Raw genomic sequence first — 23,942 nt, forward strand, 5'->3', positions numbered from 1 at the left:
GCCGCCATGTCCGCCCCCGCCGACAAGCCCGTCAAGAAAGTCGTCCTCGCCTATTCCGGCGGGCTGGACACCTCCATCATCCTGAAGTGGCTGCAGACCGAATATGACGCGGAGGTCGTGACCTTCACCGCCGACCTGGGCCAGGGCGAGGAACTGGGCCCGGCGCGCGAGAAGGCGCTGAAGCTGGGCATCAAGCCCGAGAACATCTTCATCGACGACCTGCGCGAAGAATTCGTGCGCGACTTCGTCTTCCCCATGTTCCGCGCCAACGCCCAGTACGAGGGCGACTATCTGTTGGGCACCTCCATCGCCCGGCCGCTGATCTCCAAGCGCCAGATCGAGATCGCCCGTCAGGTCGGCGCTGACGCCGTCTGTCATGGCGCCACCGGCAAGGGCAACGACCAGGTCCGCTTCGAGATCGGCTACTACGCCCTGGAGCCTGACATCCGCGTCATCGCCCCCTGGCGCGAGTGGGAGTTCCGCAGCCGCGAGGCCCTGCTGGACTTCGCCGAGAAGAACCAGATCCCCATCGCCAAGGACAAGCGCGGCGAGGCGCCCTTCAGCGTCGACGCCAACCTTCTGCACTCCTCCTCCGAGGGCAAGGTGCTGGAGGACCCGGCGGTCGAGGCGCCCGAGTTCGTCCACCAGCGCACCATCAGCCCCGAAGACGCGCCGGATGTGGCCACCGTCATCGAGATCGGCTTCGAGAAGGGCGACGCCGTCTCCATCAACGGCGAGGCCATGAGCCCGGCGACGATCCTGACCGCCCTGAACCAGTACGGCCACGACAACGGCGTCGGCCGTCTGGACCTGGTCGAGAACCGTTTCGTCGGCATGAAGTCGCGCGGCGTCTATGAGACCCCCGGCGGGACCATCCTGATCGCGGCCCACCGCGGCATCGAAAGCATCACCCTGGACGGCGGCTCCATGCACCTGAAGGACCAGCTGATGCCGAAATACGCCGAGCTGATCTACAACGGCTTCTGGTTCTCGCCCGAGCGCGAGATGCTGCAGGCCGCCATCGACAGGTCGCAGGAAAAGGTCACGGGCACGGTCAGGGTCAAGCTGTACAAGGGCAATGTCTCGATCATCGGCCGCGAGAGCCCCTACAGCCTGTACGATCAGGACCTGGTGACGTTCGAGGAAGGCGTCCAGGCCTACGACCACAAGGACGCGGCCGGCTTCATCAAGCTGAACGCGCTTCGCCTGCGCGTCTTGGCCAAGCGCGACGCGCGCAAAGGCTGAAAACTCCCGCCGGCGCGAGAGAGGGAGCGCAGGGCGACGCTCGCCTTCCTCCTTTCGCTCAAGGATGCGCCCCTCGCTTGACTCAGGATTGAGAACGCGGTTCTGCATCTCTGTCGATCGTGAGATGCATGGATCATCCGATGCTGTCGCTGCTGCGTTTCTCCGGCCGTTTGGGTCGTGAGTCCTATGGTCTTCTGACAGCCGTCTTCTCGGGTCTGGTGTTTATTCTTGCCGCCCCTGCGGGCCAGCCGTTCACCCAGTTGTTGAGTGCGCCCTGGATGGTCTTGGGGCGTGCTCTGGACGGCCTTGTCCACCTGTCCCCCGGCCCCCTCGACGTGATGGCTTCCCTCGCTGTGGCCCTTCCGCTGCTCTGGTTGTTCTGCGCCTTGACCGTAGGGAGGCTCCGTGACCTCGGTCAGTCTCTGTGGTGGACCGTGCTGGTGGTGGCTTCGGGCGTGACTGTGCCGATCATGATCGCCCTATCTCTCTGCCCCTCCGCAGAGACCCGGTCCGTCGAGAGCGCCAGCCTCCGCCATGCCTGATCTCTAAGGAGTCGCTATTTCTGGACGGAGTGATCCGGCCGCAAACGGCGACTTCTCCAAAGGGTGGTTTCTACTTCCGCGCGATCCTCAGGATCGCCCGGCTGCGGTCGTCCGTGACCCAGATCGCGCCGTCGGCGGCGACGGCCATGACCACCGGCGAGCCGCGCGGCTGACGGCCCGCGACCAGATCCCAGCCGGGCGTCAGCACCTTGCCGCGCACGCTGGGCGCGCCTGTCGGATAGGGCGCCGAACCGCGTGGATACAGGGCGTAGCGGCCGCCGATGTCGGTCAGGGGCCGCCCCTGCCCGTCCGTCTCGACCGCCACGATCCGTCCGCCCGTGCGGCGAAAGCCGTGCCAGGTCATCAGCAGCCTGCCGCGCAGTTCGGGGAACATCGCGCCGTCGTAATAGAGCAGGTCCAGCGGCGCGGCGTGCGGGGGCAAGAGGGCGACCGGCCTCTGTCGCTGACCGCATCGCGCCTGGGCCGCGCTCCAGCCGGGCAGGGGTGTCCCCAGATCGACGCAATAGGGCCAGCCGTAATCTCCGCCCCGGCGCAGCACGTTGATCTCGTCATAGGGATGGTCGGGCGTGGTCAGATCGACCGAATTCTCGCCCTGCAGGATCGTGCCCGACGGATGCCGCACCAGGGCGATGGAGTTTCGAAGGCCCGAGGCGAAGACCGTGCTGTCCTCGGCCCACCGTCCGTTTCCCAGATAGGCGTGACGCCGCACCTGGGCCGTCTCGGCGCTGTCGATACAGGCGCCAGAGGCCGTCGTGTGCGGCCGGCCCTGGGCGTCCACGCAACGGTCGCTGGGCGCCCCGACATTGACCAGCAGCGCCCCGTCCCCGTCGAAGATGAAGCTGGACAGCGGGTGGCGGTTGTCGTGCAGCCGGTTGTCCGGCAGGCCGCCGATGACGGTGCGGACGCTGGCCTGCGGGTCAGCGGCGTCCGGGTCCAGCGTCAGGATGCGGTTCATCTCGGACACATAGATGCGGCCGTCGGGTCCGCGCGCCACCGTATGGGGCAGGCTGAGCCCCTGGACCAGGCGACGCAAGCGCGGCGCGCCCTCGGCGTCGAACGACAGACGCCAGACCGCGCCCTGTCCCGCCGTCCAGGCCCCCAGGTCCGTCACCAGCCAGTCGCCGTTCGCCAGAGGCGACAGGCCGCGCGGCGTGCGCGGGCCGTCCGTCCCGTCGCCCTGCCAGACCAGCCCCATGCAGTAGCCCGCCGCCATGCCGACGGCGGTTGCGGGCCGCCCGGCGCAATCGCCCTGAACCGCATAGGGGCGCGGCGCGGCCGCCGCAGCCGGATCGGCGTTCGCCACGACAGCGGCGGCGACAAGGCCAACGACTAACGCGGCGGCGAGGGACGACAGACGGCGCGGCACGGGAACCTCCAGGCTGATCCGGCCCAGACAAGGCGCAGGTCGTTTACGGATCAAGCCCTGACGGATGAATCAGGCCGGATCGGCGCGATCGCGCAACGGCGCATGGCGTCGCCTCTGCAAGCGGTCGATCCCATAGGCGGCCAGCCACAGCACCATGGCCCAGGCCGCGCCTACGGCCCAGCCGGCGATGACGTCCGAGGCCCAGTGGGCGCCCAGATAGATGCGGGTCACACCCACCAGCAACGCCAGCACCACGCCGACGCCCAGGACCAGGGCCTTCAACCGTCGTTTCGGAAAGGCGCGGGTCAGCATGACGGCGACGGTCAGATAGAAGACGGTGGACAGAAGCGCATGGCCCGAGGGGAAGCTGGCGTTGATCGTCTCCACCGCCTGGACGGCGGCGGGCGGGCGCTCGCGCTCGAACACCGCCTTCAAGCCTTCGCTGAGCGCCACGCCGCCGGCCAGCCCCAGGGGCAGCAGCACGGCCGACAGCCATTTGCGCTGGATCACCAGAAACAGAATGGCGATCAGGGCGAACAGACCCAGCACGGCTATGCCGCCCAGCGACGTCAGGTCGGCCGCCGCCTCCTTCAACCACCACGGCCCCCAGGGTCGGCCCGGATCGTCGGCATAGGGCCGCATCAGGGCCAGGACGTGATGGTCGAAGGCCTGGCCGTCGGCCTCGGTCATGTCGTCCGCGACCTCGACGAAGACCAGAACGCCCACCGCCGCGACGAACAGGGCGCTCAAGGCGGCCAGTTCGGTGCGCGCCGTCGCCAGAAGGCGTGCCAGAAAGGGACGGTTCGGAGCCAGGGTCATAGCGCACTGAAACGGCAAAGCTGGAACCGCGTTCCAATCACGCCTTCGTGATCTTTTGGCGCAGACCTGTCATGGGCGTGTCGCAGGCGCGGCGTCTGGCTTTTCAACAGCGTGCGAACAGTTGTCCGACCGATTCGCCCACAAAGGCCGACGTCAACCCGTTGACGGGTCATTAGGCATATGCGCCCTATATGTGGGCTCGGGGAGCGTGAAGGCCACTAGATGATGTGGTTGAAGCGCAGGTGGCTCTAGGCTGTTTCTGTTCAGGACGCGGAATGATCATGGCTGGCGGCGAGGCGTTGAAGACGACGGAATTCCAAGGCGTTGCGACGACGGCGACGCCTGAACGACCGCATCTGACGGTGGTGAAATCGGTCCAGGTGGACCGTTCGCGGGACGATCTGCTGACCGACTTCGGCAAGAAGACGCTGGAAGACCGCTATCTGCTGCCGGGCGAAAGCTATCAGGACATGTTCGCCCGCGTTTCGACCGCCTTCTCGGACGACGCCGACCACGCCCAGCGTCTTTACGACTATATGAGCCGCCTGTGGTTCATGCCGGCGACCCCGGTGCTGTCGAACGGCGGCGCGGATCGCGGCCTGCCGATCTCCTGCTTCCTGAACGCGGTGGGCGACAGCCTGGACGGCATCCAGAACGTCTGGAACGAGAACGTGGCCCTGGCGTCCAACGGCGGCGGCATCGGCACCTACTGGGGCGGCGTCCGCTCCATCGGCGAAAAGGTCAAGGGCGCGGGCAAGACCTCGGGCATCATTCCCTTCATCCGCGTGATGGACAGCCTGACCCTGGCGATTTCGCAAGGGTCGCTGCGTCGCGGCTCGGCCGCCGTCTATCTGGACATCCACCACCCGGAGATCGAGGAGTTCCTGGAGATCCGCAAACCGTCGGGCGACTTCAACCGCAAGTCCCTGAACCTGCACCACGGCGTCAACGTCACCGACGAATTCATGGAGGCGGTCAAGGTCGGCGGAACCTTCGACCTGAAGTCGCCCAAGGATGGCGCGGTGCTGAAGACGGTCGACGCCCGCTCGCTGTGGACCAAGCTGCTCGACATCCGGATGCAGACCGGCGAGCCCTATCTGATCTTCTCCGATACGGTGAACCGCCAGATGGCGCCGCACCAGCGCGACCTGGGCCTGAAGGTCAAACAGTCGAACCTGTGCGCCGAGATCATGCTGCACACCGGCCGCGACCACCTGGGCGTGGACCGCACCGCCGTCTGCTGCCTGTCGTCGGTCAACGCCGAGACCTTCCTGGAATGGCGCGAGGAGCCGCGCTTCGTCGAGGACCTGATGCGGTTCCTGGACAATGTGCTGGAGGACTTCATCCGCCGCGCCCCGCCCGCCATGGCCGCGGCCGTCTATTCGGCCAAGCGCGAGCGTTCGGTGGGCCTGGGTCTGATGGGCTTCCACTCCTTCCTGCAGGGTCAGGGCGTCGCCTTCGAAAGCGCCATGGCCAAGTCGTGGAACATGCGCCTGTTCAAACACCTGCGCCGCGAGGCCGACAAGGCCAGCCGCCTGCTGGCCGAGGAGAAGGGCCCCTGCCTGGACGCCCAGGAGCGCGGCGTCATGGAGCGGTTCAGCCACAAGCTGGCCATCGCCCCCACCGCCTCCATCTCGATCATCTGCGGCGGCACGTCGGCGGGCATCGAGCCGATCCCGGCCAACATCTATACGCACAAGACCCTGTCGGGCTCGTTCGCGGTCAAGAACCCCTATCTGGAGCGCCTGCTGGACCAGAAGGGCATCAATACCGAGGCCGTCTGGAGCTCGATCCTCGAGCACGAGGGTTCGGTCCAGCACATCGACGCCCTGACCGAGGACGAGAAGGGCGTGTTCAAGACCGCCTTCGAACTGGACCAGCGGTGGGTGGTCGAACTGGCCGCCGACCGGGCGCCGGAAATCTGCCAGGCCCAGTCGCTGAACCTGTTCATCCCCGGCGACGTCAACAAGTGGGACCTGCACATGCTGCACTGGTCGGCGTGGGAGCGCGGGGTGAAGTCCCTGTACTATCTGCGCTCCAAGTCGGTGCAGCGCGCCGCCTTCGCCGGCGCCGAAGACAAGGCCGAGGCCGGGGCCGAGATCGATCCGAACCAGCCGGACCTCTTCTCCATGCCCAAGACCGACTATGACGAGTGTCTGGCCTGCCAATAGGCCGACGCCGATCAGACCTTGCAGAGGGCTCCGCGATGCGGAGCCCTCTTTCGCATCGGGAACCCCGTCCCGCCGTCGTCGTTCAAAAGTGACGAAACCGTGTCGATAAATGTCTGTTGGACTCCTGCGCCGCGTGGTGCAGGGTAAGGGCCAGCGGACGGTGGGGAGACCGAATGCGTTCGACGGCCTGGATGATCGGAGTGGGGAGCGCGCTGGCGATGGCCGGCGTGGGCGCCGCCTCGGCTCAGACCCGGGTTCCCAACGCCTTTGACGAAAACCCGGCCCGGTTGGCCCTGCAACCCGGCGTCCATATCGATCCTCAGGCCCGCTTCGGGGGCGAAATCGACATCCCCTCGGCCTTCCGCCGCGCCGAGAGCGGCGCTGGCCTGGTGGCCACCACGCGCCAGGACGTCTGGATCGACCGGGCAGACTTCACCGATCGGCTGACGCTGGAGACCGCCGGCCGTCTGCGTCGCGCCGACGGCGCGCCGATGCCGGTCAGCCTGGGCGAGCGGGCCGAACTGTCGCCCGAGGCTTACGACCTGCGCTATGTGCGCGGTTTCAAAGGGGCGCACGGCCATACGGCCTCGGGCCTGGAAGTCAGCCTGACGCCCCACGCCGGCCTTGGCGTCGGCAGCGAGGGGCGATCCGCCGAGGCGGGCGTCACCCTGAAGATCGGCGAGGGGCTGGAGCGTCTGGCGCCCGACGGGCGCGAACGCTTCGGCGACCGCCCGCGCTGGTATGTCTATGCCGCCGGATCGGGCCGGGCGGTCGGTTACAACTTCGCCCGCACGCGCGACGGCGACTACGCCCGTTCGGGCTACACCCAGGATCGCGGGGCCTTCCTGGGCGACGCCTCCATCGGCGTGGCCTACCGCCGGGGCGACGTTCAGACCTCAATAGGCGTCGTCTATCGGGAGATCGACGCCGGCAAGGGCCTGCGCGGCACGAACGGTCTGGACACCGACGTCAGCGAGGGGCTGATCGCCTTCCAGCTGTCGATCAAGCCGCGCAACTGACCGGCGCGGCGCACGGCGCCGGCCTCGGAACGCAGGACAGCGGCGCCACAGACCATTGACGTCAGGGCGCCGACAGCGCCACCCCTTCGCGGCGCGGGTCCGCCCCGCCGTCCCAGCGGCCGTCGCGCCAGATCGCTCCGTGCAGGCCCGAGGTCTCGGTCGCATTAGGCCGCAGCGGCATGCCCACCCGCCCCAGGGCGTCGCGGATCGCCGGCGACATCTGCTCCGTATCGGCCCCGATCGTCGATCCGCGCACGACCAGGTTCGGCAGGGCGATGGCGTCGGCCATCGACAGATTCCAGTCGATCACCCCGACCAGGGCCTTGGCCACATAGGCCAGGATGCTGGACCCGCCGGGCGAGCCTAGGGCGCCGACCAGATGACCCTGCCGGTCCAGGATCAGCACCGGCGTCATGGTCGAACGCGGCCGCTTGCCCGCCGCCACGGCGTTGGCCGCCGGGTGGTCGCCGTCCATCGGATCAAACGAAAAGTCGGTCAGCTGGTTGTTCAGGAAGAAGCCGTCCGCCATCCGCCCGCTGCCGAACAGGCTTTCCACCGTGGTGGTCATGCTGACGGCGTCGCCTTCGGCGTCGATGACGACGAAATGGGTGGTGCCGCCCGGTTCGGCGGTGCGATCCTCGCCGCGCGGAGGCGATCCTGTGGGACGACCCGGCGAGGCCGGCCCGTTCAGCGTGGGCGCCAGCGCCGCCCGCGACGCCACATAGTCCGGGTCCAGCAGGCCCGCGATCGGCACGCCCACGAAATCCGTATCCCCGACATAGCGGTCCCGGTCGGCGTACATCAGCCGCTGCAACCGCCCGAAGGCGACCCAGGCCTCGGGGCTGTCGGCGCCCTTGGTCAGGTCCGGCGTCCGTTCGGCCATGCCCAGGAACTGCAGCAGCGACAGGCCGCTGGACGGCGGCGGCGGCACACAGACGACATAGATCCGGTACGGGCGGCAGATCGCATCGCGCCGCAGCGGGCGATAGGCGGCGATGTCGGCCTCGGTCAGGGCGCCGGGGCGCGGCCCTTCGGCCACCGCCTGGGCGATGTCGCGCCCGATGTCCCCGCCGTAGAAGACCCCCGGCCCCTCCTCGGCCAGTCGCGCCACGGTGCGGACGTAGGCGGGGTTCTTCAGCACGTCGCCCGCCTGATAACGGCCTCCGTCAGGCCGGGTGAAATAGGCGGTCGCCGCCGGCGTCTGGGCCTGGGGCGCCGGACTGTTGATCATCCCGGCCAGGCGGGGACTGACTTCGAAACCGTCGCGCGCCAGACGCTCGGCCGCGCCGAACAGATCGCGCCAGGCCAGCTTGCCGTGATCCTTCTGCGCCATCGCCAGCATGGCCACCGCGCCGGGCGCGCCCGTCGAACGCCCGGACAGCACCGCGTCCATGAACGGCAGCGGCTTGCCGTTTTCGTAGAACAGCTGAGGCGTCGCCGCCGTCGGCGCCGTCTCGCGCCCGTCATAGGCGGTGACGGCGCCGGTCCCGGCGTCATAACTCATCAGAAAGGCGCCCCCGCCCAGGCCCGACGACTGCGGCTCGACAAGGCCCAGCACCGCCTGGATCGCCACCGCCGCATCGACCGCGGATCCGCCGCGCCGCAGAATCTCCATCCCGGCCTCGGCGGCCAGAGGGTTGGCCGCCGCCACGAACGGCCCGCGCGGCGGCTGGACCGACGCGACGCTCGGACCCGCCAGAGCCGAAGGCGAGGCCGGTGTGGTCGTCGTCGTAGTCGTCGTAGTCGTCGTCGGGGCCGATGTTGCGGCGATCGACGCCGCGCCTGCGGTCTGACACCCCATCAGGGCCAGGGGCGCGATCAGGGCGGCGAGACGACGACGAGAGACGGACATGGCGGGATCCAGGCGGCGAGGAAACGGTGTCGTCATCGGACCTAAGCCGTCACGACGCCCGCGCCAACCGCCAATGCGCAGAAACTGCAATCGCCCGCTTGCGTCCTTCCGATCCAGCGGCTAAAGACCCGCCCTCGCCGCAAGGCATGCGCACCCGTAGCTCAGCTGGATAGAGCACCAGACTACGAATCTGGGGGTCAGGAGTTCGAATCTCTTCGGGTGCGCCACTTTCTCCTGATAAAATTCAGCGCGCCGACTCCCTTCCCAAGACAGCCGGGACCTGATTTCTGGATCAGGTCCGGTTCTAGCGATGCGCCTTGGCGTGGAGCGGCCTATTCCGGTGGGCGCGTGAGCCTTATCCGCTGTCGATGGGATTGACCGACGACGAAACCCTACCGGCGTCTCACGAAGAACTCGACCGGCACGGTGAGGACGAGGGGGTCGCCGGGAACGCTGTCCGGGGGGACGGGCAGAGGCTGGGCGCGCTGGATCAGGGCGACGGCCTCGCGGTCCAATGCGGCGTGGCCCGAGCTTTGGGCCAGAACGACCGAAAGGACGCGGCCCCTCCGATCCATCGTGAACCGCACGCTGGCGACCCCTTCCTGCCGAGCGGCGCGCGCTTCGGCCGGATAGCGTTTGCGGCGTTCGAGATGGGCCAGGAGCCGGCCCTCCCAGGACGGCGATGAGGACGGGAGGCGCGCGGGCGGCGCCGGCCGGCTGGGCGGGGCGGTCGTTTCCGGCGCAGGCGGTCGGGGCGAGGCCGGCTCGACGCGCGGCACGGGCGGCGGGACGGTCAGGGGTTCGACGTCGGGCGGCGGCGGGGCGGCCAGATGCGGCGTCACGGGGGGGCGAGGGATGGGCGGTCGAGCCTTGGCCTCGGTCTGCTCGGGTCCGGGCGGTTGCTCCGACGGCGGCTGGGGCGGCGCCTGGAACCGGACCAACTCCACCTCGAAGACCGGCGCCGGGGGCGGCGCTGGCGGCGGGCGGCTGGCCCAGTATCCGGCGAAGACGAGCAGGGGCAGTCCATGCGCCATCGCGGACAGGCCGAGACCCACGATCCAACGCCGCCCGCGCGCCCGTGCGGGCGACACCGATCGAACCAGGACCGGCGGCCTGGGATCGAGGCCGTCAAACGCCATCGTGCGGCCCTCCCCGCCTCGGGGCCGGGCGGCTGACGACATAGGCGGCGCAGAGGATCAGCACGGCCCCGACGCAGACGCCGAGCAGCAGGCCGGGCCGCACCAGCAGCCAGAACAGACCGAATCCCAGAGCGACGCCCAGGCAGGCGGCGACCTTGCCCGACCGAGGCACGGCCCCCTGCTCGCGCCAGGCGCGCAGGCTGGGGCCGAACCGCGGATGGGTCAGCAGCCAGGTCTCCAGACGGGGCGACGACCGCGCGAAACAGGCCAGGGCGGCGATCAGGGGTCCGGTGGTGGGCAACAGGGGCACGAAGACGCCGACGACGCCGACGATCAGCCAGAAGGCCCCGAGCCCGAACCAGAAGACCCGCCATGGCGATACGCGCGCGTCCCTGTCGGATCCGGACGGGTCAGCCAAGGTGTTCGACGGTATAGGCGTGAACCTGTCTGAAGGCGGCCTCGGCCCCCTCGATCACGCGCGGTTCGGCGCGTGCGGGCAGCGTCACGGCGTCGAGCGCGGCCGTAAAGCTTCGCCAGTGGGCCGCCGGTCCCTCCGGCGCGGGCGCAAGATGTCGCGCGCCGTGTTCGTCGGACAGGCCCAGCCGCGCGGCTTGCTTTCGCAACAGGGCCGCCCCCATGTTCGACCCCTCCGCCACATACAGCCAGCCCAGGGCGTGCGCGACGTTCAGGGTCGCGCCGGCCCCGAACAGCGGCGGGGCGTCGACGCGAGGCGGCGCCAGCCCCAGGTCGGCCATGTCCTGGAGGATCGCCGGCAGGCGCCGTCGGTCTTTCAGGCCGGGCAAGGCCGCGACCAGAGCCGCATCGTCGTACAGGGCGTCGATGTCCCTGTGAAACCGATGCTGGACCGTCAGAAACCGGCCATAGGCCTCGATGGTCTGGAACGACGCCACGCCGGTGATGTAGGCGTCGAGCTGATCGTGGGTCTCGCGGGTCAGGGCCTTGAGCGTCAGGGCGCGGGACGAGGATTGGACGTCGGTCATCGCAGGGCCTCAGAATCGATAGCTCAGGCCCAGCCGGAAGGCGTGGACGTCCATCTCGTTCGACGCCCGCCGCCCCTCTGTGATGGTCGATGTGCCGGGGAAGTTCGTGGTTTCGTAGCGATAGACGGGGTTTTCCGACGGCTGGCAGAACTCCGGTATCTCGTCGCACAGGGGGTCGCCGGGCTGAAGGAACGGCGGAACGATCTCGGTGCCGATCTGGATGGCCTTCGTGACCGTATAGCTCAGCCCCGTGCCCCGCGTCGCCTTCTCGAAGTCGAATTCCTCGGCGTCGAAATGGGTGTAGCGATAGTCGGCGCGCAGGGACCACCGATCGCTCAGCGCATAGTCGCCGCCGAAGCCGACCGTGAATCCCTTGCGGACATGATCGACGCGCTCGACGAAGGCGACGCCGGTTTCGCGGCCCAGCGGATTCTGCTGATCGGCCGAGGTCGAGCGATACTGGTCGCGGCCTTCGACCTCGCGCGCCAGCGCCAGCCCCCCCAGGCCGAACAGCATGAACCGATCCCCGAAGGCGTAGCCGAGACGGGCGTTGACCCCTGCCGTCCAGTCCACATTGTAATCCATCGCCGCCTCGCGCCAGCCTTGGGCGGCCATTCCCGGATCGACCGACAGAACCTTGTGTCCGGCGTGGAGCCAGGTGCGGGCGGCCTCCAGCTCCAGACCGACGACCCAGCGATTGGACAACTGCCGATTATAGCCGGCCTGCAGGCCGAACAGGCCGCTCTGCGCGTGCGCGTCTGCGGATTCCAGTGCGGCGGCCGGATTGGCCGTTCCTGTGATGTTGGTCGTATCCCCCTTGATCGAGACGCCTTGTCCGCCGGTCAGGGCGCCCAGATAGAAGCCGGTCCAGTCGCGCGTGACCTCGCCTCGGCCCAGGTCGCCCGACAGCCAACCCAGATTCTGAGCCCCGCCGAAACGGTGCGTCAGACTGACGGTGAAGGTGCGCCCCGGTCCCGGCTGCGCCACCAGGCTCAAAGGATCGGCGTAGAAGCGGTCGAACAGGTTCTCGACCCGGGCGCTGAACGTCAGGTCCTGCGTCAGGCGATAGTCGGCGAACAGGTCCGTGAGGGTGTAGGGTTCCCAGTCGATCAGGGCGATGAACTGGCCCGCCCCTTGCGCCGTGACGTCTCCGTGACCGATGGCGCGGGGTCCCGTGTGCTGCACTCGGCCGCCCAGCGTCAGACGGTTCTGCAGCAGGGCCTGCGACACCGAGAGGTCGATCACATATTCGGGCGGCACATGGTTGGTCGCATAGTCGCCGTACAACGACTTGGCGCCGCAGGTGTCGGCCGTGCGGCAATATTCGACGTTCAGATAGTAGTTGGTCGCAAGATCGGCGGTAAACCCGCCGCGCTGATAACGTCCGCTCAGCTCCAGACCCTCGAAGCGAGCGCTGTCGATGTTCTCTATGTTCAGGCTCAAGGTCTCGGGGCGAACGTTTCGCGCGATATAGTTGTCCACATCCCAGTTGAAATAGCCGAACTTGACCTGGCCCCGATCGCCGTCCGCCAACAGATTGTCGCGGCTGTAGCCGGCGCCCAGATCCCAGTTGCGCGACCGCTCCGGGCGGATTTCGGTGTTGGCGACAAAGCTGTTGAAGGCCGAAACCGTCTCGGTCAGCGCGGGCGCGCGCAGCGTGCTGGAATAACGCACATAGGCCTGCAGACCGGCCAACGGCGTCACGATCAGCCCCAAGGACGGGCTGAAGCCCCCTTCGTCCTTCTTGAACCCCAGACGCACCCGATCTCCCTGGACCTGATAGCGTTCATAGGGGTCGACGCGATCCTCGGACCAGTAATGCGTATAGCGAAGGCCGCCTTCGACGGTCAGCCAGTCGCGGGGCGAAAAGTCCGACTTGATGAAGCCTGCGATTTCCTGACGCGCGCCGTTTCTGGGCGTGTTCCAGCCCTCCAGTATGTCGGCGTGCCGGCTGCCACGGGTGTCTTCCGCGCGATACGACAGGCCATAGTTCAGCCGAAGATCGCCCTGCGGCGGAAACAGCCGGGTCTGGTTGCTGATCTCGGCGCCCCACAGGTCGCTGTCCGAGCCGATCCGGAAATTGGGATCGAGACCCAGATCGGCGGCGGTAAGCAGACGCCCGCCCCGCACCGGATTGCGCAGTTCCAGATGCGACCAGTAGAGATTGGCCTTCAGGTCGATCCGGTCGCTGTCGGACGGCGTCCAGCGATAGCGGGCGGTGTAGGTGTCCAGGGCGGTCCCGGCCGTCTGAGCCTGCTGGATCGACCGCCCCGTCTTGCTGGTCAGGCGCGAGGCGATGCGGTCGCCCGCCTCGCTGCGAAAGCCGGTGTAGCCCATCTGCAGGCTTTGACCGTCGCCAAAGCGCGCCGTGGCCTTGGCCAGCCAGGATTGCGTCTCCAGCTGGGTGTTCGGCACCTCTTCGCCGGACCGGAAGTTCAGCAGCCCCGCATTGATCATGGTGTTGGACTGCGTCCCGCCCCAGGAGGTCTGGGTGTCGCCGATGTTCACGGGGTCGGCGATCGGGCCGTGCGCCCCCGCGTGATAATTGCCTTGTCGACGCCAAGTATAGCCCGCCAGGACGTCGAGGGCGTCGCCTCGGAAGGCCCCCACGATGCTGCCCCACCCATCGGTCGGCTCCAGGGCGTCGGGCCGATCCATGCCGGTCGGGGACGGCTCCGCCACGCCCCTACCGGAGATGTAGCGATAGCCGCTGACGGCGCCCGGCGTCGGATCGGAAGTGTTGGTCCGCAACCCGCCGCGCACCCTGAGAGCCCAGGTTTCCCCCTCCTTCACGATGTCGGCGGCGTCCACGGTGCGGATCGCGACCGACCCCGCATTGCCGAAACTGGCCGCATTGGCGCCCTTGGCGATATCCACGCTGGCGATCAGATCGGGATCCACGAAGGTCCGGTTCGAGACGCCCTGATAGCCCTGATAGATGGTGACGGCGTTTTCCGCGCCGTCGATGGTGGTCGTGACGCGGCCGAAGCCTTGCAGCCCCCGGATGTTCAGATCGATCGCCCCCGCGCCGTTCCGAGCCTCGCCGGACATGACGCCCGGCGTCCCGCGAAAGATGTCGGCGGGACTGGAGCCGCGATATCGGTCGATCCGGTCCGCGCCGATATGTTCGACGGGCGCGGCCGTGGTGAACACCGTGTCGTCCGACAGGCCCTCGCCCGAGACCGGCCCCGTCGCGCCCGACGCGCCCTCCACCCGCACGGCGCCCAGTTGAATGGCGCCCGGCTGAACGGCGCCCGGCGTCCCCGAAGCGGCACGCTCCAGGCGCACCGTGTCGGCGCTCACGAACCGATAGGTCAGGCCGGCGCCCGCCAACAGGCGCGACAGGGCCTCGGCGGGCGTCATCTGTCCCGACACCCCGGCCGAGCGGACGTCGGGGATGGCGTCGCCATAGACGATGCTGACCCCGGCCGTGCGACTGAACGCGGCCAGCGCGCCGCCCAACGGCTGCGCCGGGATCGCATAGGTCGCCACGGATTGGGTCTGAGCCTGCGCCTGTTCGGCCGTCAGCACCGTGACCATCCCGCTGGACGCCATCAGCAGTACGAGCGCCGCCGTCCGCCGCACGATCCGATTCGCCTTCATCTTCGCCTCTTCGACCTGAGCGCGCCCATCGCGCCGCCCCTCCCTTCGAAAGACGAAGACGCCGCCCCGATGTCAGTGCGAATGATTATTATTTTTAAATCGGCCGAACGACAATCAGCGCGCCCAGTCGTTCGACCGTGAAGGCCGCCGCCTGCGCCAGACGTTCCACGGCCTGCCCCGCCTCGGCTGTGCGGCCGAGCAGCGTGACCGGCTGGCGCGCCAGATCTTCGTCGCGGATCCAGGTCCTGGTGCCGTTCCAGCGGTCGAGCGTCGCCAGCACGGCCTTCAGCGGCCGGTTCAAAAAGACCAGTTGTCCCTCGCGCCAGGCGAATTCCGAGGGATCGAAGGGCGTTGCGGCCCCGAACCCTCGCCGGCTGAAGTCCGCCGCCTGTCCGGCCGTCAGTCGCCGACGGCGGCCGCCGGCGTCCAGATCGACCGATCCGGACGCGACCCCCAGTCCCGCCGCGCCTTTCAGGACGCGCAGACCGAAGGCGGCCTCGGCCCCGACATGGATGGCGCCGCCGTGCGCCGCGACCACCAGCGGCCCCGGCCGCCCCGCCCCCGTCTGAACCCAGGCCTCGCCCTCCAGCAGCCGCAGTCGATGGCGATCCGCCCCGCGCTCCACGTCCAGGGCGCTGGCGGTCGAGAGCGTGACCTGAACCCCGTCCTTGAGGTCTATCGTCGCCGTCTCGCCCGCTCCGGTCCTGTAGTCCGAAAAGGGATGCGGTCCCAGCGCCAGCCGTCCCGCCCCCGCCAGCAGCAGCGCGCCCCCGCCTACACCCGCCAGGCCCGCCAGAATGGCCCGGCGGTCGGGCTGCGCGCCGGTCTCGACGAGCGCCGGCAGATGGGCCGACGCGCCCCACAGGCGCTGGATTCGCGCATAGGCGGCGGCGTGGGACGGATCGGCCGCCCGCCAGGTTTCGAACGCCGGGCGCGCCGCTTCGTCCTCGGGCGAGGCGTGCAGGCGCACGAACCATTCGGTCGCCGCCTCCATGGCGGGCGTCAGTCCGGTGATGTGGCGACGGTCTTTCAAGACGTCTTTCCAGGGGCGGCTGTCACGGCCTTCATAGGATCAGACGAATACCCCTGCCGCTTGTCAGGTTTCGGCGTCGAAATCGGCGCGCGTCGCCAGTTGCAGCGCCAGCAGGGCGCGGGCCATGTGCTGATGCACCGTTTGCCGCGACAACCCCAGTCGGCGGCCGATGTCGGCGTAACTCAGTCCCTCGACCCGCGCGAGGCGAAACACCTCGCGGGGCTTGGCCGGCATGGCGGCCATGATGCGGTTCATGCGATTCAACTCGTCGCGCGTGATGACGGCCGCCTCGGGCGTCGGCGCCGGGTCGGCCGCCTGAAGCAGCACGACCTCTTCGACCTCGACGATCGGACGCGCCGCCGCACGGCGGCGATGATCGACGATCAGGTTTCGAGCGATGCGGAACAGATAGGCCTGAAGATTGCGGATCGGCGGCGGGTCCGCCGCCTCCGCCGCCACGGCCGCCCGCAGCCAACTGTCCTGAACCACGTCCTCGGCGTCCTGAAGGTTCCGCAACCGCCCACGCGCCATCCGGCGCAGCTGCCGATCGACAGCTTCAACATCTCGGCGAACGTGCAGGCGACCAAGAGACAAGACGGACATCCCCAATGGGGCCACGCCCTACATGATTTGCGATTCACTCGCAACAAACCAAACGCGACAGCAGCGGCCGGTCAGACCCGCGTGCCGAAGGGATGTACAGAAGGTTTCGACGCATCCTATTGGATTAGGGTCGGATAGGGCCTTTTCCACACATGAATTTACGGGTGTGTTCGGAGAGCGCCCTGGGGCGGAATGTTGGACCCTGTGCATGCAGAGTAGAGATCGCCTGTGATGAACCCGCCCGGCAGCGAGCCATGAGACGCCGACAGGAAGACCGCCGCGCCGCGACGCGCACGGCGCTGCTGGAAGCGACGCTCCGCTGCCTGGGCGAGAAGGGCTACGCGGGCGCTTCCATCGGCGAGGTGGTGAAGATGTCCGGCCTATCCCGCGGGGCGGTCGATCATCATTTCAATAACAAGTTGGACCTGGTGGCCGAGGCGGTCGCCTATTTCTACGAGCAGCGCTTCGAGCGCCTCGAACGCCGCCTGATCACCGAGGGGGGCGAAAGTCTGAACTTGTCGGAACGCCTGCGCATCTTCCGCGAGGATGTGGACGCCTGGGCGCCGGTGGGTTTCGAAATCATGGTCGCCACCCGCACCGATCCCGACCTGGAAACCGCCTATGAGGCGCGCATCAACGGACGGCGCGCCGAAATGGTCGCCGCCTGGGAGAGAATGTTCCCGGAATTCGCGGCCCTGGCTTCACCGGAACGCATGATCGGCGTGGTCGGCGCCTTCCTCAGGGGGTTGTCGCTGGAGTCTCGGGGGCGCCCCACGGCCCGGGCCGACGCCCTGTTCGAACTGTTCGTCGCCATGGTGGAAACCGCAGTCGAGCAGAAAATCTCCTCTGTCATCGATTCTAATTCGTGACATTGCGGGTCAATTGACCTGTAAATGAGTTCCGGCATGAAACCGGCGAGGGGCCGGTCTGTCGGGGATGCTCATATGACTGTCTTTTCAAACGTCCAGACGCGGCGCCTGCGCATGCTGGCGGCGGCGGCGCCCATTCTGGCGGCCGTGACCGCCGGACCGGCCCTTGCCCAGAGCCCGTCGGCTCCGCAGACCGCCGTGGTCGACGACGTCGTCGTGACGGCGGCCAAGCGCGGCGACCAGCGGGCGCATGACGTGCCTTTGTCGATCACCGCTTTCGACGGCGCCGGGATCGAGAAGCTGAACGTCACCGCCTTCGACGATCTGGTGGTTCAGGTTCCGGGGGCCAACTTCCTCGACAACGGCGGTCCGGGTCGGGGCAACGAGGTCGCCTCCATCCGCGGCCTGTCCCCCGTGGGCGACAATACGGCCGGAGTGGTGGCTCAGTATCTGGACGGCTCCCCGCGCACTGGAAACAACTACCGCCTGTTCGACATCGGCGAGGTGTCGGTGCTGCGCGGTCCCCAGGGCACCCTGTGGGGCGCCCAGGCCGTGGGCGGTCTGGTGTCCATCCGCTCCAACAGGCCCAGCCTGTCGGGCTTCTCGGCCCAGGCGGAAGGCGACGCCTACGCCACGAAGAACGACGGAGGGGTCAGCAACCGTTTCGCCGGCTTCGTCAACCTGCCGCTCGGCGACGACTTCGCCGTCCGGGTGGCGGGCCAGCGGATCGACGAAACCGGCTATATCGACAATGTCGCCACGGGCGCCGAGGCGATCAACGACGTCAAGGAGCTGGGTTGGCGCGTCTCCGCCCTCTATCGTCCCAGCGACCGTTTCGACGCGACCTTCATCTATCACGGCGACGACCTGCACACGGACGCCCCATCCTATATGACACTGGGGCTGGGCGACCTGAAGACCGACAACCCCGTCACCTACCGTCCGGCCGACCAGCGGCTGGACCTGTTCAACCTGATCGTCAACGGCGATCTGGGCTGGGCGACCCTGTCCTACACCGGCTCGCGCTTCGAACTGGACAATGTCTATTACGACGCCCAACCGGACGCATTCGGCATACCCGGCACCCTCGGCTGGACCCGCGAGACCCTGCAGCAGCACGCCTGGACCCACGAACTGCGGCTCAGCTCAAAAGCGGGCGAACGGCTGGGGTGGATCGTCGGCCTCTATCACGACGCCCTCGACGAAAACAAACTCAGCGAACAGACGGAAATCCTCAATCCCATCGTTCCCGGCGATACGCCGACCTATTCCGTCGGCTTTCCCCTGTTCACCCTGGGCGGGCCGCAATCGACGCGCGAAACCGCCGTTTTCGGCGAACTGACCTACCGCCTCAACGACCAGTGGGACGTGCTGGCGGGTGGCCGCTATTTCGACTGGAGCGTCGATAACCAGCAACAGTTCACCTATTTCGGCTCGGTCAACTATCAGCAGGCGACGGGCAAGATCGGCGGCGAGGACTCCTTCTACAAGCTGCAGGTCAACTATCGCCCGACCAAGACCCTGCTGCTCTACGCCCTGCGTTCGGAAGGCTTCCGTTTCGGCGGGTTCAACCCCTTCGTCGGTCCGGTGCTCAACATTCCGCTGGACTTCATCAAGTTCGATCCCGACACCCTGGTGAACTATGAGATCGGGGCCAAGGGCTCGGCCTTCGATGGACGGCTGCTGTACGGCGGCTCGGCCTATTCCGCCGAGTGGAAAGACGTCCAGACGGTGGTGTTCAACGCGACCGGGACTTTCGCCTTCACCACCAATGCGCCGAGCCTGGAGGCCAAGGGCTTCGAATTGGAGGCGTCGACGCGCGATCTCTTCCTGCGCGGCCTGTCGCTGGGCGCGAACTTCGCCTTCACCGAAAATGCGTTCACCGAAGACGCCCGCGTCTTCCCCGGCGTGCGCCTGCTGGTGGCCAAGGGCGATCATTTGCGCAGGACGCCGCGCAACACCTGGGCGCTGAACGCGGGATACGACTTCGACCTGGGCGGTCACGACGCCTTCGTTCGGGCCAACTACTGGCACCGCGACGCCAGCTCGACCAAGGGCTTCGATCGCAGCGACGGCAATATCCTGGTCCCGCGTCAGGACGTCTTCAACGCCTCCGCCGGCCTGGCCTTCGGCCCGACCGAGATCAAGGTCTATGTCAACAACCTGACCGACGAACGCCCCTGGCTGCAGATCTTCCCGGCTACGGTGGCGACCCAGGCCGACATCGTCTCAAGCATCCGTCCGCGCACCTTCGGCGTGCAACTGACCCGGCGCTTCGGCCAGTGAGCGGAACGACAGAGTCGTCCGCAGAGGAGGTGAAGGTCTATACCTCCCCGACCTGCGGCTGGGCCGTCAGGGTTTATGCGGTGCTGATCGAGAAACAGGCGCCGTTCAGACTGATCGACGTCAAGGCCGGCGACGACGACGCCCTCGTCGCCTGGCGCGCCGACAGCCCCTACGCCCGAACGCCGGCGATCCGCCACCGACAAACCCCTGTCTGGGAGTCCTGGGCCATCGCCGCATACCTGGACCGGGTCTTCCCCGAGCCCCGGCTCGGGGCGGCGGACGCGGAGGAACAGGCCCTTGCGGACCTGTGGATGTGGCATTGCGACCGCGAGGTCTTTCCTCTCGTGATCGCCCTGGCCCGCGCGACCCCGGACGACAGGGCGGCGCGACGTTCGACCCTGGAGGCGGCCCTGCTTCAGCTGGAGCATCCCGCCTTCGCCGCAGACCGCATCGCCCCCTTCTGGAACGGCCGGCGGCTGGGTCTGGTCGATATCGGCTATCAGGTGCTTTTCGACACCCTGGGCCGCGCGCCGGACTGGTCGGGCGACGCCATCGCCGTTCCGGCCTGGTTCCAGACCTGGGCCGAGGCGGTGGGCGCTCATCCGTCCATCGCCGCAGCCCGTACCCTGGCCTTCGATCTGAAACAGGCCGCGGCCTGAGAAAGCAGCCGAAAAGATGAGCGGAGCCCTGCGACGCGCGGCCTACGCCGCCCCCATCCTGCCCCTGGCCATCGTTCAGGCCCCGGCCCTGTCCGTTTTGCCGTCGATCTACGCCAAGGAAGCCGGTGTCAGCCTGGCGGCGCTTGGAACCGTGCTGTTCGTCACCCGCCTGTTCGACGCGGTCATCGACCCGTCGATCGGCTATCTGTCGGACGGCACCCGCAGCCGCTGGGGGCCGCGCAAGCTGTGGATCGCCCTCGGCGCCCTGATCGTGGCCGTCGGCTGCTGGTTCTGGTTCCGCCCGTCGCCGGGAACGGGCGTGGGCTATTTCCTGCTGTGGTCGCTGGTCGTCTATCTGGGGTGGAGCCTGCTGGAGGTGCCGCATTCGGCCTGGCTGGCCGACCTCAGCGACGATTATGACGAACGCTCGCGCCTGTCGGCCTGGCGCAGCAGCGCCGAACTGGTGGGGCGGCTGCTGTTCTTCATCGTTCCCCTGCTGCCGATCTTCTCCACCACCGAGATCACCGGAGAGACAACCCGGGTCGTGTCCTGGCTGGCGCTGATCCTGCTGCCCGTCACGATCGCGATCAGTTTCCGTTTCGCCCCCAAGGGCCGCCCGGTCGCCATCCCCGAGGCGGACCGCAATCCGCTGAAGGTGCTGCGCGGCGTCTGGCGCAACCGCCCCTTCCGGGTGCTGTTCATCGCCTTGCTGCTGGGGCAGGTCGCCAGCGGCATGGTGGGCGCCCTCTACGTCTTCTACATGGGCGCCTATCTGGGCATCGCCGACAAGGTGGCCCATGTCGCCGTGGGCGTCAGCCTGATCATGCTGGCCAGCACCCAGGTCTGGCCCCTGGCGATGAAAAGGATCGGCAAGCATGGCGCCCTGGCCGTCGGCGTGTTCGGAACGGCCGCGACCCTGGTGTTGATGGCCTTTCTGCGCCCCGGCCCCCTGGCCTTTCCCGGCATGCTGCTGGTCTTCGGCCTGTCGTCGATCACGGCGGCCAGCCTGAACGTCGCCATGTTCGCTCTGATGGCCGATGTCGCCGACTATGACGAATGGCGCACGGGTCGGAACAACGCCGCCAGCTATTTCTCCCTCGTCACCCTGATCGTGAAGATCGGCATGGCGGTCGGCGGCGGCGTGTCTCTGATCGTCGCTGGCCTATTCGGATTCGACCCCCAGGGCGGCAACCGGGGCTGGGCCATGGGCGGGTTCTTCCTGGCCTTCATCATCGTGCCCATCCTGCTCAACCTGATCAGTTTCGCCTTCGCCGCGCGCTTCCCGCTGAACCGCCGCCGCCAGTCCGTCGTCGCCCGGCGTCTTGCCGCCCGCCGCGCCCGTGAAACCCTCCTGAAGTCGGAAGCCTGACATGAGCCATGAGACGCAAGACGATCCCGCCCGGACGGCGCACCCAGAGCCCGAAACGCCGGACATCGTTCTGTCCAGTCCCCTGGGCGAGATCGTCGTCCGCCCCGACTACGCCCGCGCGCCCCTGACCTCGGCGCATTTCGTCACGCTGGTGCGCGATGGCTGGCTGGACCAGGCGTGCTTCTATCGGGTGGTCCGTTCTCGCCCGGAGGGCGAGGGTCCGCCGACCATCGACGTGATCCAGGGCGGCCTGGGCTTTGCGCGCGCGGACCACGCCCCGCCCGTCCCGCATGAGAACACGGTGGACACCGGCCTGCGCCACGGCGACGGCGTCGTGTCCCTGGCCAAACGCCAGGAGGCCCCCGCCCGTTCGGAGTTCTTCATCTGTATCGGCGATCAGGACATCCTGAACGGCGGTGGTCCGCCGCCGCCCGAGGGGCAGGGAACCGGGTTTCCGGCCTTCGCAAAGGTGATCTCGGGCATGGATGTCGTTCGCGCCATCCACCAGCGGCCCAGCGACGCCCCCGTTCCCGGAGGCGACGAACGTCTGGCCGGTCAGTTTCTGGACACGCCGATCCCCCTTCGCATCGGGCTCCGACGACCCAGCGCCTATAGCGACTGATCGTTTCAGCCGGAACCGCGCTGCGTTCCGTCGGGAAGCGTGAAGCAGGCTCTCGCTTGAATCTGGAGCCTGCTTCACCGCATTTTCGAATGACCGCCCTCTCTCAGGGCGCGAGATCGTCACGCAGGTCCGGGACCGCCCGGATCAGATCGGCCGCGACCAGGGCGGAAAAGAATTTCGCGCCTTCGCGGCCCAGGTGGGTGTGGTCGAAGGCGACGCGGGGCGCGCCTTGCGGCTCGGCGACGGCGGCGTTGCGCGACGGCGTCGAACGGGGGGTCGCCTGCGCGCCGGGCGCCTGCTCTGCGGCCATGTCCGACGACAACGCCGCCGCCTGCTCCGGCGAGGGCGCGGCGGCGGCGAACCGGGCCGATTCCAGCGGCCCCAGGGCCTGGATGGCGGCGGCGCTGGAGGCGTTCAGGTCGACCACGGGCGCCCCGGTGTCGCGCGCGACCCGCCGAACCGCCTCGGCCCAGGGCGCCAGGTCGTTCTGCAGACGGCCATGCACGAATTGGCGACGCGCCAGCGGCGTCACCAGAACGGGAATGGCGCCCTGCGCGCGCGCCTCGATCACATACCGCGTCAGATTGGCTGGAAACTGTGTCGCCAGATCGGTGGAGCGTCCCGGCTTGCCCGGCTGATCGTTATGGCCGAACTGGATCAGCACATAGGTCCGCCGAAAGCCCGGCGTCGACAGTTCGGCCAGAACCCCGTCCCACAGCCCCTCGGCGATATAGCTGCCCGAACTTCGGCCGCCGCGCGCCCGGTTGACGCAGGCGACGGAAGGCGCGACGTGGTCGGCGCAGAAGGCGGCGCCCCAGCCGCTGATATTGGCCGTGGTCGAATCGCCCACCAGGACGATCCGGACCGTCTGGCCGCCCACGGGTGCGACAGGCGCCGCCTGGGGCGTTGTCCCGAAAACAAGGACGGAAACGAGGGCGGCGATCATGGCGCAGTCTCGGGTCTTTGCGCCGGACCGCCGCTGGCGTGGCGCAGGATGTCGGGGATCAGGGCGAAGGGGGCCGAGCCGTGATCGGCGCCGGAAACCTGGCGAAAGACGGCGCCGTCGGGCTTTTCGGCGACCCAGGCGGTGATCCGGCCGCGCATGTCGCGGCCCGTCTCCGCCTCGCCGCACCCGACCATCAGCGACGGCGCGGCGATGTCGGCGGGCGGGGTCGTCCACCACAGGGACGGGCTGATCGCCACCCAGCGCGCGAAGAGGGCGGGATCGGACCGAAGCGTCTCCAGCACGAAAAGCCCGCCCAGCGAATGGCCGAACAGGGTGGTGCGGGCCGGGTCGATCAGGGCGGCCCCGGCGAGCATCGGCAGCACCGCTTCCGCAAGCAGATCGCGCAACGCCCCGGCGCCGCCGGATGGCGCAGCGGCCTCGGGACCCGGGCTCCGCGTGAAGTCGCGCGCGCGCTGATCCGCGAGCGGCCCCTGGTCGGGGCGATGGACCAGGGCGGCGACGACCATCGGGACCACGCCGGTCTTTTCGGTCCGGTGCGACAGAGCCTCGGCCGCGCCGGCCAGGGCGGCGAAGAACCGCCCGCCGTCCAAGGCGAACAGCAGGGGCCAGCCGCCGGACGGGGCCGTTCCCTGGGGCGCGGCCAGCATCAGATCCAGCCTTCGGCCCTCCGGCCCGGCCAGGGCCCGGACGCGCCAGCCCGGCGCGGTCCAGGGCGTCCAGGCGGAAAGAACGTCGTCGGTCATGAACCCTTCCTAG

20 protein-coding genes and 1 tRNA gene are annotated in these 23,942 nt (G+C 68.3%); 10 read left to right on the top strand and 11 right to left on the bottom strand.

Going from position 1 to position 23,942, the window contains the following annotated elements:
- Positions 1 to 6: 6 nt before the first annotated feature.
- Entirely contained in the window at positions 7 to 1,245 is a 1,239-nt protein-coding gene (locus QE389_RS09190) for an argininosuccinate synthase (protein ID WP_307366563.1), read from the top strand.
- 140 nt (positions 1,246 to 1,385) lie between these two features.
- The gene (locus QE389_RS09195; protein ID WP_307366565.1) at positions 1,386 to 1,787 is read left to right on the top strand and encodes a DUF805 domain-containing protein; all 402 of its coding nucleotides are present in this window, start codon (positions 1,386 to 1,388) and stop codon (positions 1,785 to 1,787) included.
- 70 nt (positions 1,788 to 1,857) lie between these two features.
- Here QE389_RS09195 and QE389_RS09200 read toward each other — a convergent pair whose 3' ends face one another.
- Both QE389_RS09200 and QE389_RS09205 read right to left on the bottom strand, forming a co-directional pair.
- Complete coding sequence (locus tag QE389_RS09200; protein WP_307366567.1) at positions 1,858 to 3,174, bottom strand: sorbosone dehydrogenase family protein; 1,317 nt, start codon at positions 3,172 to 3,174, stop codon at positions 1,858 to 1,860.
- Positions 3,175 to 3,243: 69 nt separating this feature from the next.
- On the bottom strand, positions 3,244 to 3,993 hold the full coding sequence (locus QE389_RS09205; RefSeq protein WP_307366570.1) for a phosphatase PAP2 family protein: 750 nt from the start codon (positions 3,991 to 3,993) through the stop codon (positions 3,244 to 3,246).
- Positions 3,994 to 4,268: 275 nt separating this feature from the next.
- Here QE389_RS09205 and QE389_RS09210 point away from each other — a divergent pair, with 275 nt between their 5' ends.
- On the top strand, positions 4,269 to 6,164 hold the full coding sequence (locus QE389_RS09210; protein ID WP_307366572.1) for a ribonucleoside-diphosphate reductase subunit alpha: 1,896 nt from the start codon (positions 4,269 to 4,271) through the stop codon (positions 6,162 to 6,164).
- A 173-nt stretch (positions 6,165 to 6,337) separates the two neighbouring features.
- Complete coding sequence (locus QE389_RS09215; protein ID WP_307366574.1) at positions 6,338 to 7,183, top strand: lipid A-modifier LpxR family protein; 846 nt, start codon at positions 6,338 to 6,340, stop codon at positions 7,181 to 7,183.
- A gap of 61 nt (positions 7,184 to 7,244) precedes the next feature.
- Here QE389_RS09215 and QE389_RS09220 read toward each other — a convergent pair whose 3' ends face one another.
- Positions 7,245 to 9,035, bottom strand: coding sequence for a gamma-glutamyltransferase family protein (locus tag QE389_RS09220; protein WP_307366576.1), 1,791 nt, complete (start codon positions 9,033 to 9,035; stop codon positions 7,245 to 7,247).
- A 150-nt stretch (positions 9,036 to 9,185) separates the two neighbouring features.
- On the opposite strand from QE389_RS09220, the gene QE389_RS09225 reads away from it, so the two are divergent.
- A tRNA-Arg gene (locus tag QE389_RS09225) sits at positions 9,186 to 9,262 on the top strand.
- Between the two features lie 165 nt (positions 9,263 to 9,427).
- Here the strand turns inward: QE389_RS09225 and QE389_RS09230 are convergent.
- The 6 genes from QE389_RS09230 to QE389_RS09255 form a co-directional block, all read right to left on the bottom strand.
- On the bottom strand, positions 9,428 to 10,174 hold the full coding sequence (locus tag QE389_RS09230) for an energy transducer TonB (protein ID WP_307366580.1): 747 nt from the start codon (positions 10,172 to 10,174) through the stop codon (positions 9,428 to 9,430).
- Positions 10,164 to 10,592: a YbaN family protein gene (locus tag QE389_RS09235; protein WP_307366582.1), complete on the bottom strand. Its 429-nt coding sequence runs from the start codon at positions 10,590 to 10,592 to the stop codon at positions 10,164 to 10,166. The genes QE389_RS09230 and QE389_RS09235 overlap by 11 nt, the downstream gene beginning before the upstream one ends.
- A complete protein-coding gene (locus tag QE389_RS09240; RefSeq protein ID WP_307366584.1) occupies positions 10,585 to 11,175 on the bottom strand; it encodes a biliverdin-producing heme oxygenase in 591 nt (196 codons plus the stop codon). Before QE389_RS09240 ends, QE389_RS09235 begins: the two co-directional genes overlap by 8 nt.
- Positions 11,176 to 11,184: 9 nt before the next feature.
- Positions 11,185 to 14,778 carry a TonB-dependent receptor domain-containing protein gene (locus QE389_RS09245; RefSeq protein WP_307366586.1) on the bottom strand — a complete coding sequence of 1,198 codons (3,594 nt, stop codon included), beginning with the start codon at positions 14,776 to 14,778 and terminating at the stop codon, positions 11,185 to 11,187.
- A 94-nt stretch (positions 14,779 to 14,872) separates the two neighbouring features.
- Positions 14,873 to 15,811 (bottom strand): DUF4880 domain-containing protein, encoded by a 939-nt coding sequence (locus QE389_RS09250; RefSeq protein ID WP_307366588.1) that lies wholly within the window; start codon positions 15,809 to 15,811, stop codon positions 14,873 to 14,875.
- A 63-nt stretch (positions 15,812 to 15,874) separates the two neighbouring features.
- Positions 15,875 to 16,414, bottom strand: a complete 540-nt coding sequence (locus QE389_RS09255; protein WP_307366590.1) for an RNA polymerase sigma factor — start codon at positions 16,412 to 16,414, stop codon at positions 15,875 to 15,877.
- 254 nt (positions 16,415 to 16,668) lie between these two features.
- Between QE389_RS09255 and QE389_RS09260 the strand changes: the two genes are divergently transcribed.
- The 5 genes from QE389_RS09260 to QE389_RS09280 all read left to right on the top strand — a co-directional run bounded on the left by QE389_RS09260 (position 16,669) and on the right by QE389_RS09280 (position 22,219).
- Entirely contained in the window at positions 16,669 to 17,283 is a 615-nt protein-coding gene (locus tag QE389_RS09260; protein WP_307366592.1) for a TetR/AcrR family transcriptional regulator, read from the top strand.
- A gap of 75 nt (positions 17,284 to 17,358) precedes the next feature.
- Positions 17,359 to 19,569 carry a TonB-dependent receptor gene (locus tag QE389_RS09265; RefSeq protein ID WP_307366594.1) on the top strand — a complete coding sequence of 737 codons (2,211 nt, stop codon included), beginning with the start codon at positions 17,359 to 17,361 and terminating at the stop codon, positions 19,567 to 19,569.
- Positions 19,570 to 19,598: 29 nt separating this feature from the next.
- Positions 19,599 to 20,228, top strand: coding sequence for a glutathione S-transferase family protein (locus tag QE389_RS09270; protein WP_307366596.1), 630 nt, complete (start codon positions 19,599 to 19,601; stop codon positions 20,226 to 20,228).
- A gap of 16 nt (positions 20,229 to 20,244) precedes the next feature.
- Complete coding sequence (locus QE389_RS09275) at positions 20,245 to 21,597, top strand: MFS transporter (protein ID WP_307366598.1); 1,353 nt, start codon at positions 20,245 to 20,247, stop codon at positions 21,595 to 21,597.
- A gap of 1 nt (position 21,598) precedes the next feature.
- Positions 21,599 to 22,219 (top strand): peptidylprolyl isomerase, encoded by a 621-nt coding sequence (locus tag QE389_RS09280; protein WP_307366600.1) that lies wholly within the window; start codon positions 21,599 to 21,601, stop codon positions 22,217 to 22,219.
- 103 nt (positions 22,220 to 22,322) lie between these two features.
- Here the strand turns inward: QE389_RS09280 and QE389_RS09285 are convergent, their stop codons facing one another.
- Positions 22,323 to 23,165 (bottom strand): rhamnogalacturonan acetylesterase, encoded by an 843-nt coding sequence (locus QE389_RS09285; RefSeq protein ID WP_307366602.1) that lies wholly within the window; start codon positions 23,163 to 23,165, stop codon positions 22,323 to 22,325.
- A complete protein-coding gene (locus QE389_RS09290; RefSeq protein ID WP_307366603.1) occupies positions 23,162 to 23,929 on the bottom strand; it encodes an alpha/beta hydrolase in 768 nt (255 codons plus the stop codon). Before QE389_RS09290 ends, QE389_RS09285 begins: the two co-directional genes overlap by 4 nt.
- Between the last annotated feature and the right edge of the window lie 13 nt (positions 23,930 to 23,942).

Origin of the sequence: Brevundimonas sp. SORGH_AS_0993 (genome assembly GCF_030818545.1) — a bacterium.
In the GTDB taxonomy this organism is placed as follows: Bacteria; Pseudomonadota; Alphaproteobacteria; order Caulobacterales; family Caulobacteraceae; genus Brevundimonas.

Coding starts and splice junctions, on each gene's coding strand:
- QE389_RS09220 (WP_307366576.1), bottom strand. CDS start 9,035: ATGTCCGTCTCTCGTCGTCGTCTCGCCGCCCTGATCGCGCCCCTGGCC.
- QE389_RS09230 (WP_307366580.1), bottom strand. CDS start 10,174: ATGGCGTTTGACGGCCTCGATCCCAGGCCGCCGGTCCTGGTTCGATCG.
- QE389_RS09290 (WP_307366603.1), bottom strand. CDS start 23,929: ATGACCGACGACGTTCTTTCCGCCTGGACGCCCTGGACCGCGCCGGGC.
- QE389_RS09210 (WP_307366572.1), top strand. CDS start 4,269: ATGATCATGGCTGGCGGCGAGGCGTTGAAGACGACGGAATTCCAAGGC.
- QE389_RS09260 (WP_307366592.1), top strand. CDS start 16,669: ATGAGACGCCGACAGGAAGACCGCCGCGCCGCGACGCGCACGGCGCTG.
- QE389_RS09255 (WP_307366590.1), bottom strand. CDS start 16,414: ATGTCCGTCTTGTCTCTTGGTCGCCTGCACGTTCGCCGAGATGTTGAA.
- QE389_RS09280 (WP_307366600.1), top strand. CDS start 21,599: ATGAGCCATGAGACGCAAGACGATCCCGCCCGGACGGCGCACCCAGAG.
- QE389_RS09275 (WP_307366598.1), top strand. CDS start 20,245: ATGAGCGGAGCCCTGCGACGCGCGGCCTACGCCGCCCCCATCCTGCCC.
- QE389_RS09195 (WP_307366565.1), top strand. CDS start 1,386: ATGCTGTCGCTGCTGCGTTTCTCCGGCCGTTTGGGTCGTGAGTCCTAT.
- QE389_RS09265 (WP_307366594.1), top strand. CDS start 17,359: ATGACTGTCTTTTCAAACGTCCAGACGCGGCGCCTGCGCATGCTGGCG.
- QE389_RS09285 (WP_307366602.1), bottom strand. CDS start 23,165: ATGATCGCCGCCCTCGTTTCCGTCCTTGTTTTCGGGACAACGCCCCAG.
- QE389_RS09245 (WP_307366586.1), bottom strand. CDS start 14,778: ATGAAGGCGAATCGGATCGTGCGGCGGACGGCGGCGCTCGTACTGCTG.
- QE389_RS09205 (WP_307366570.1), bottom strand. CDS start 3,993: ATGACCCTGGCTCCGAACCGTCCCTTTCTGGCACGCCTTCTGGCGACG.
- QE389_RS09240 (WP_307366584.1), bottom strand. CDS start 11,175: ATGACCGACGTCCAATCCTCGTCCCGCGCCCTGACGCTCAAGGCCCTG.
- QE389_RS09190 (WP_307366563.1), top strand. CDS start 7: ATGTCCGCCCCCGCCGACAAGCCCGTCAAGAAAGTCGTCCTCGCCTAT.
- QE389_RS09215 (WP_307366574.1), top strand. CDS start 6,338: ATGCGTTCGACGGCCTGGATGATCGGAGTGGGGAGCGCGCTGGCGATG.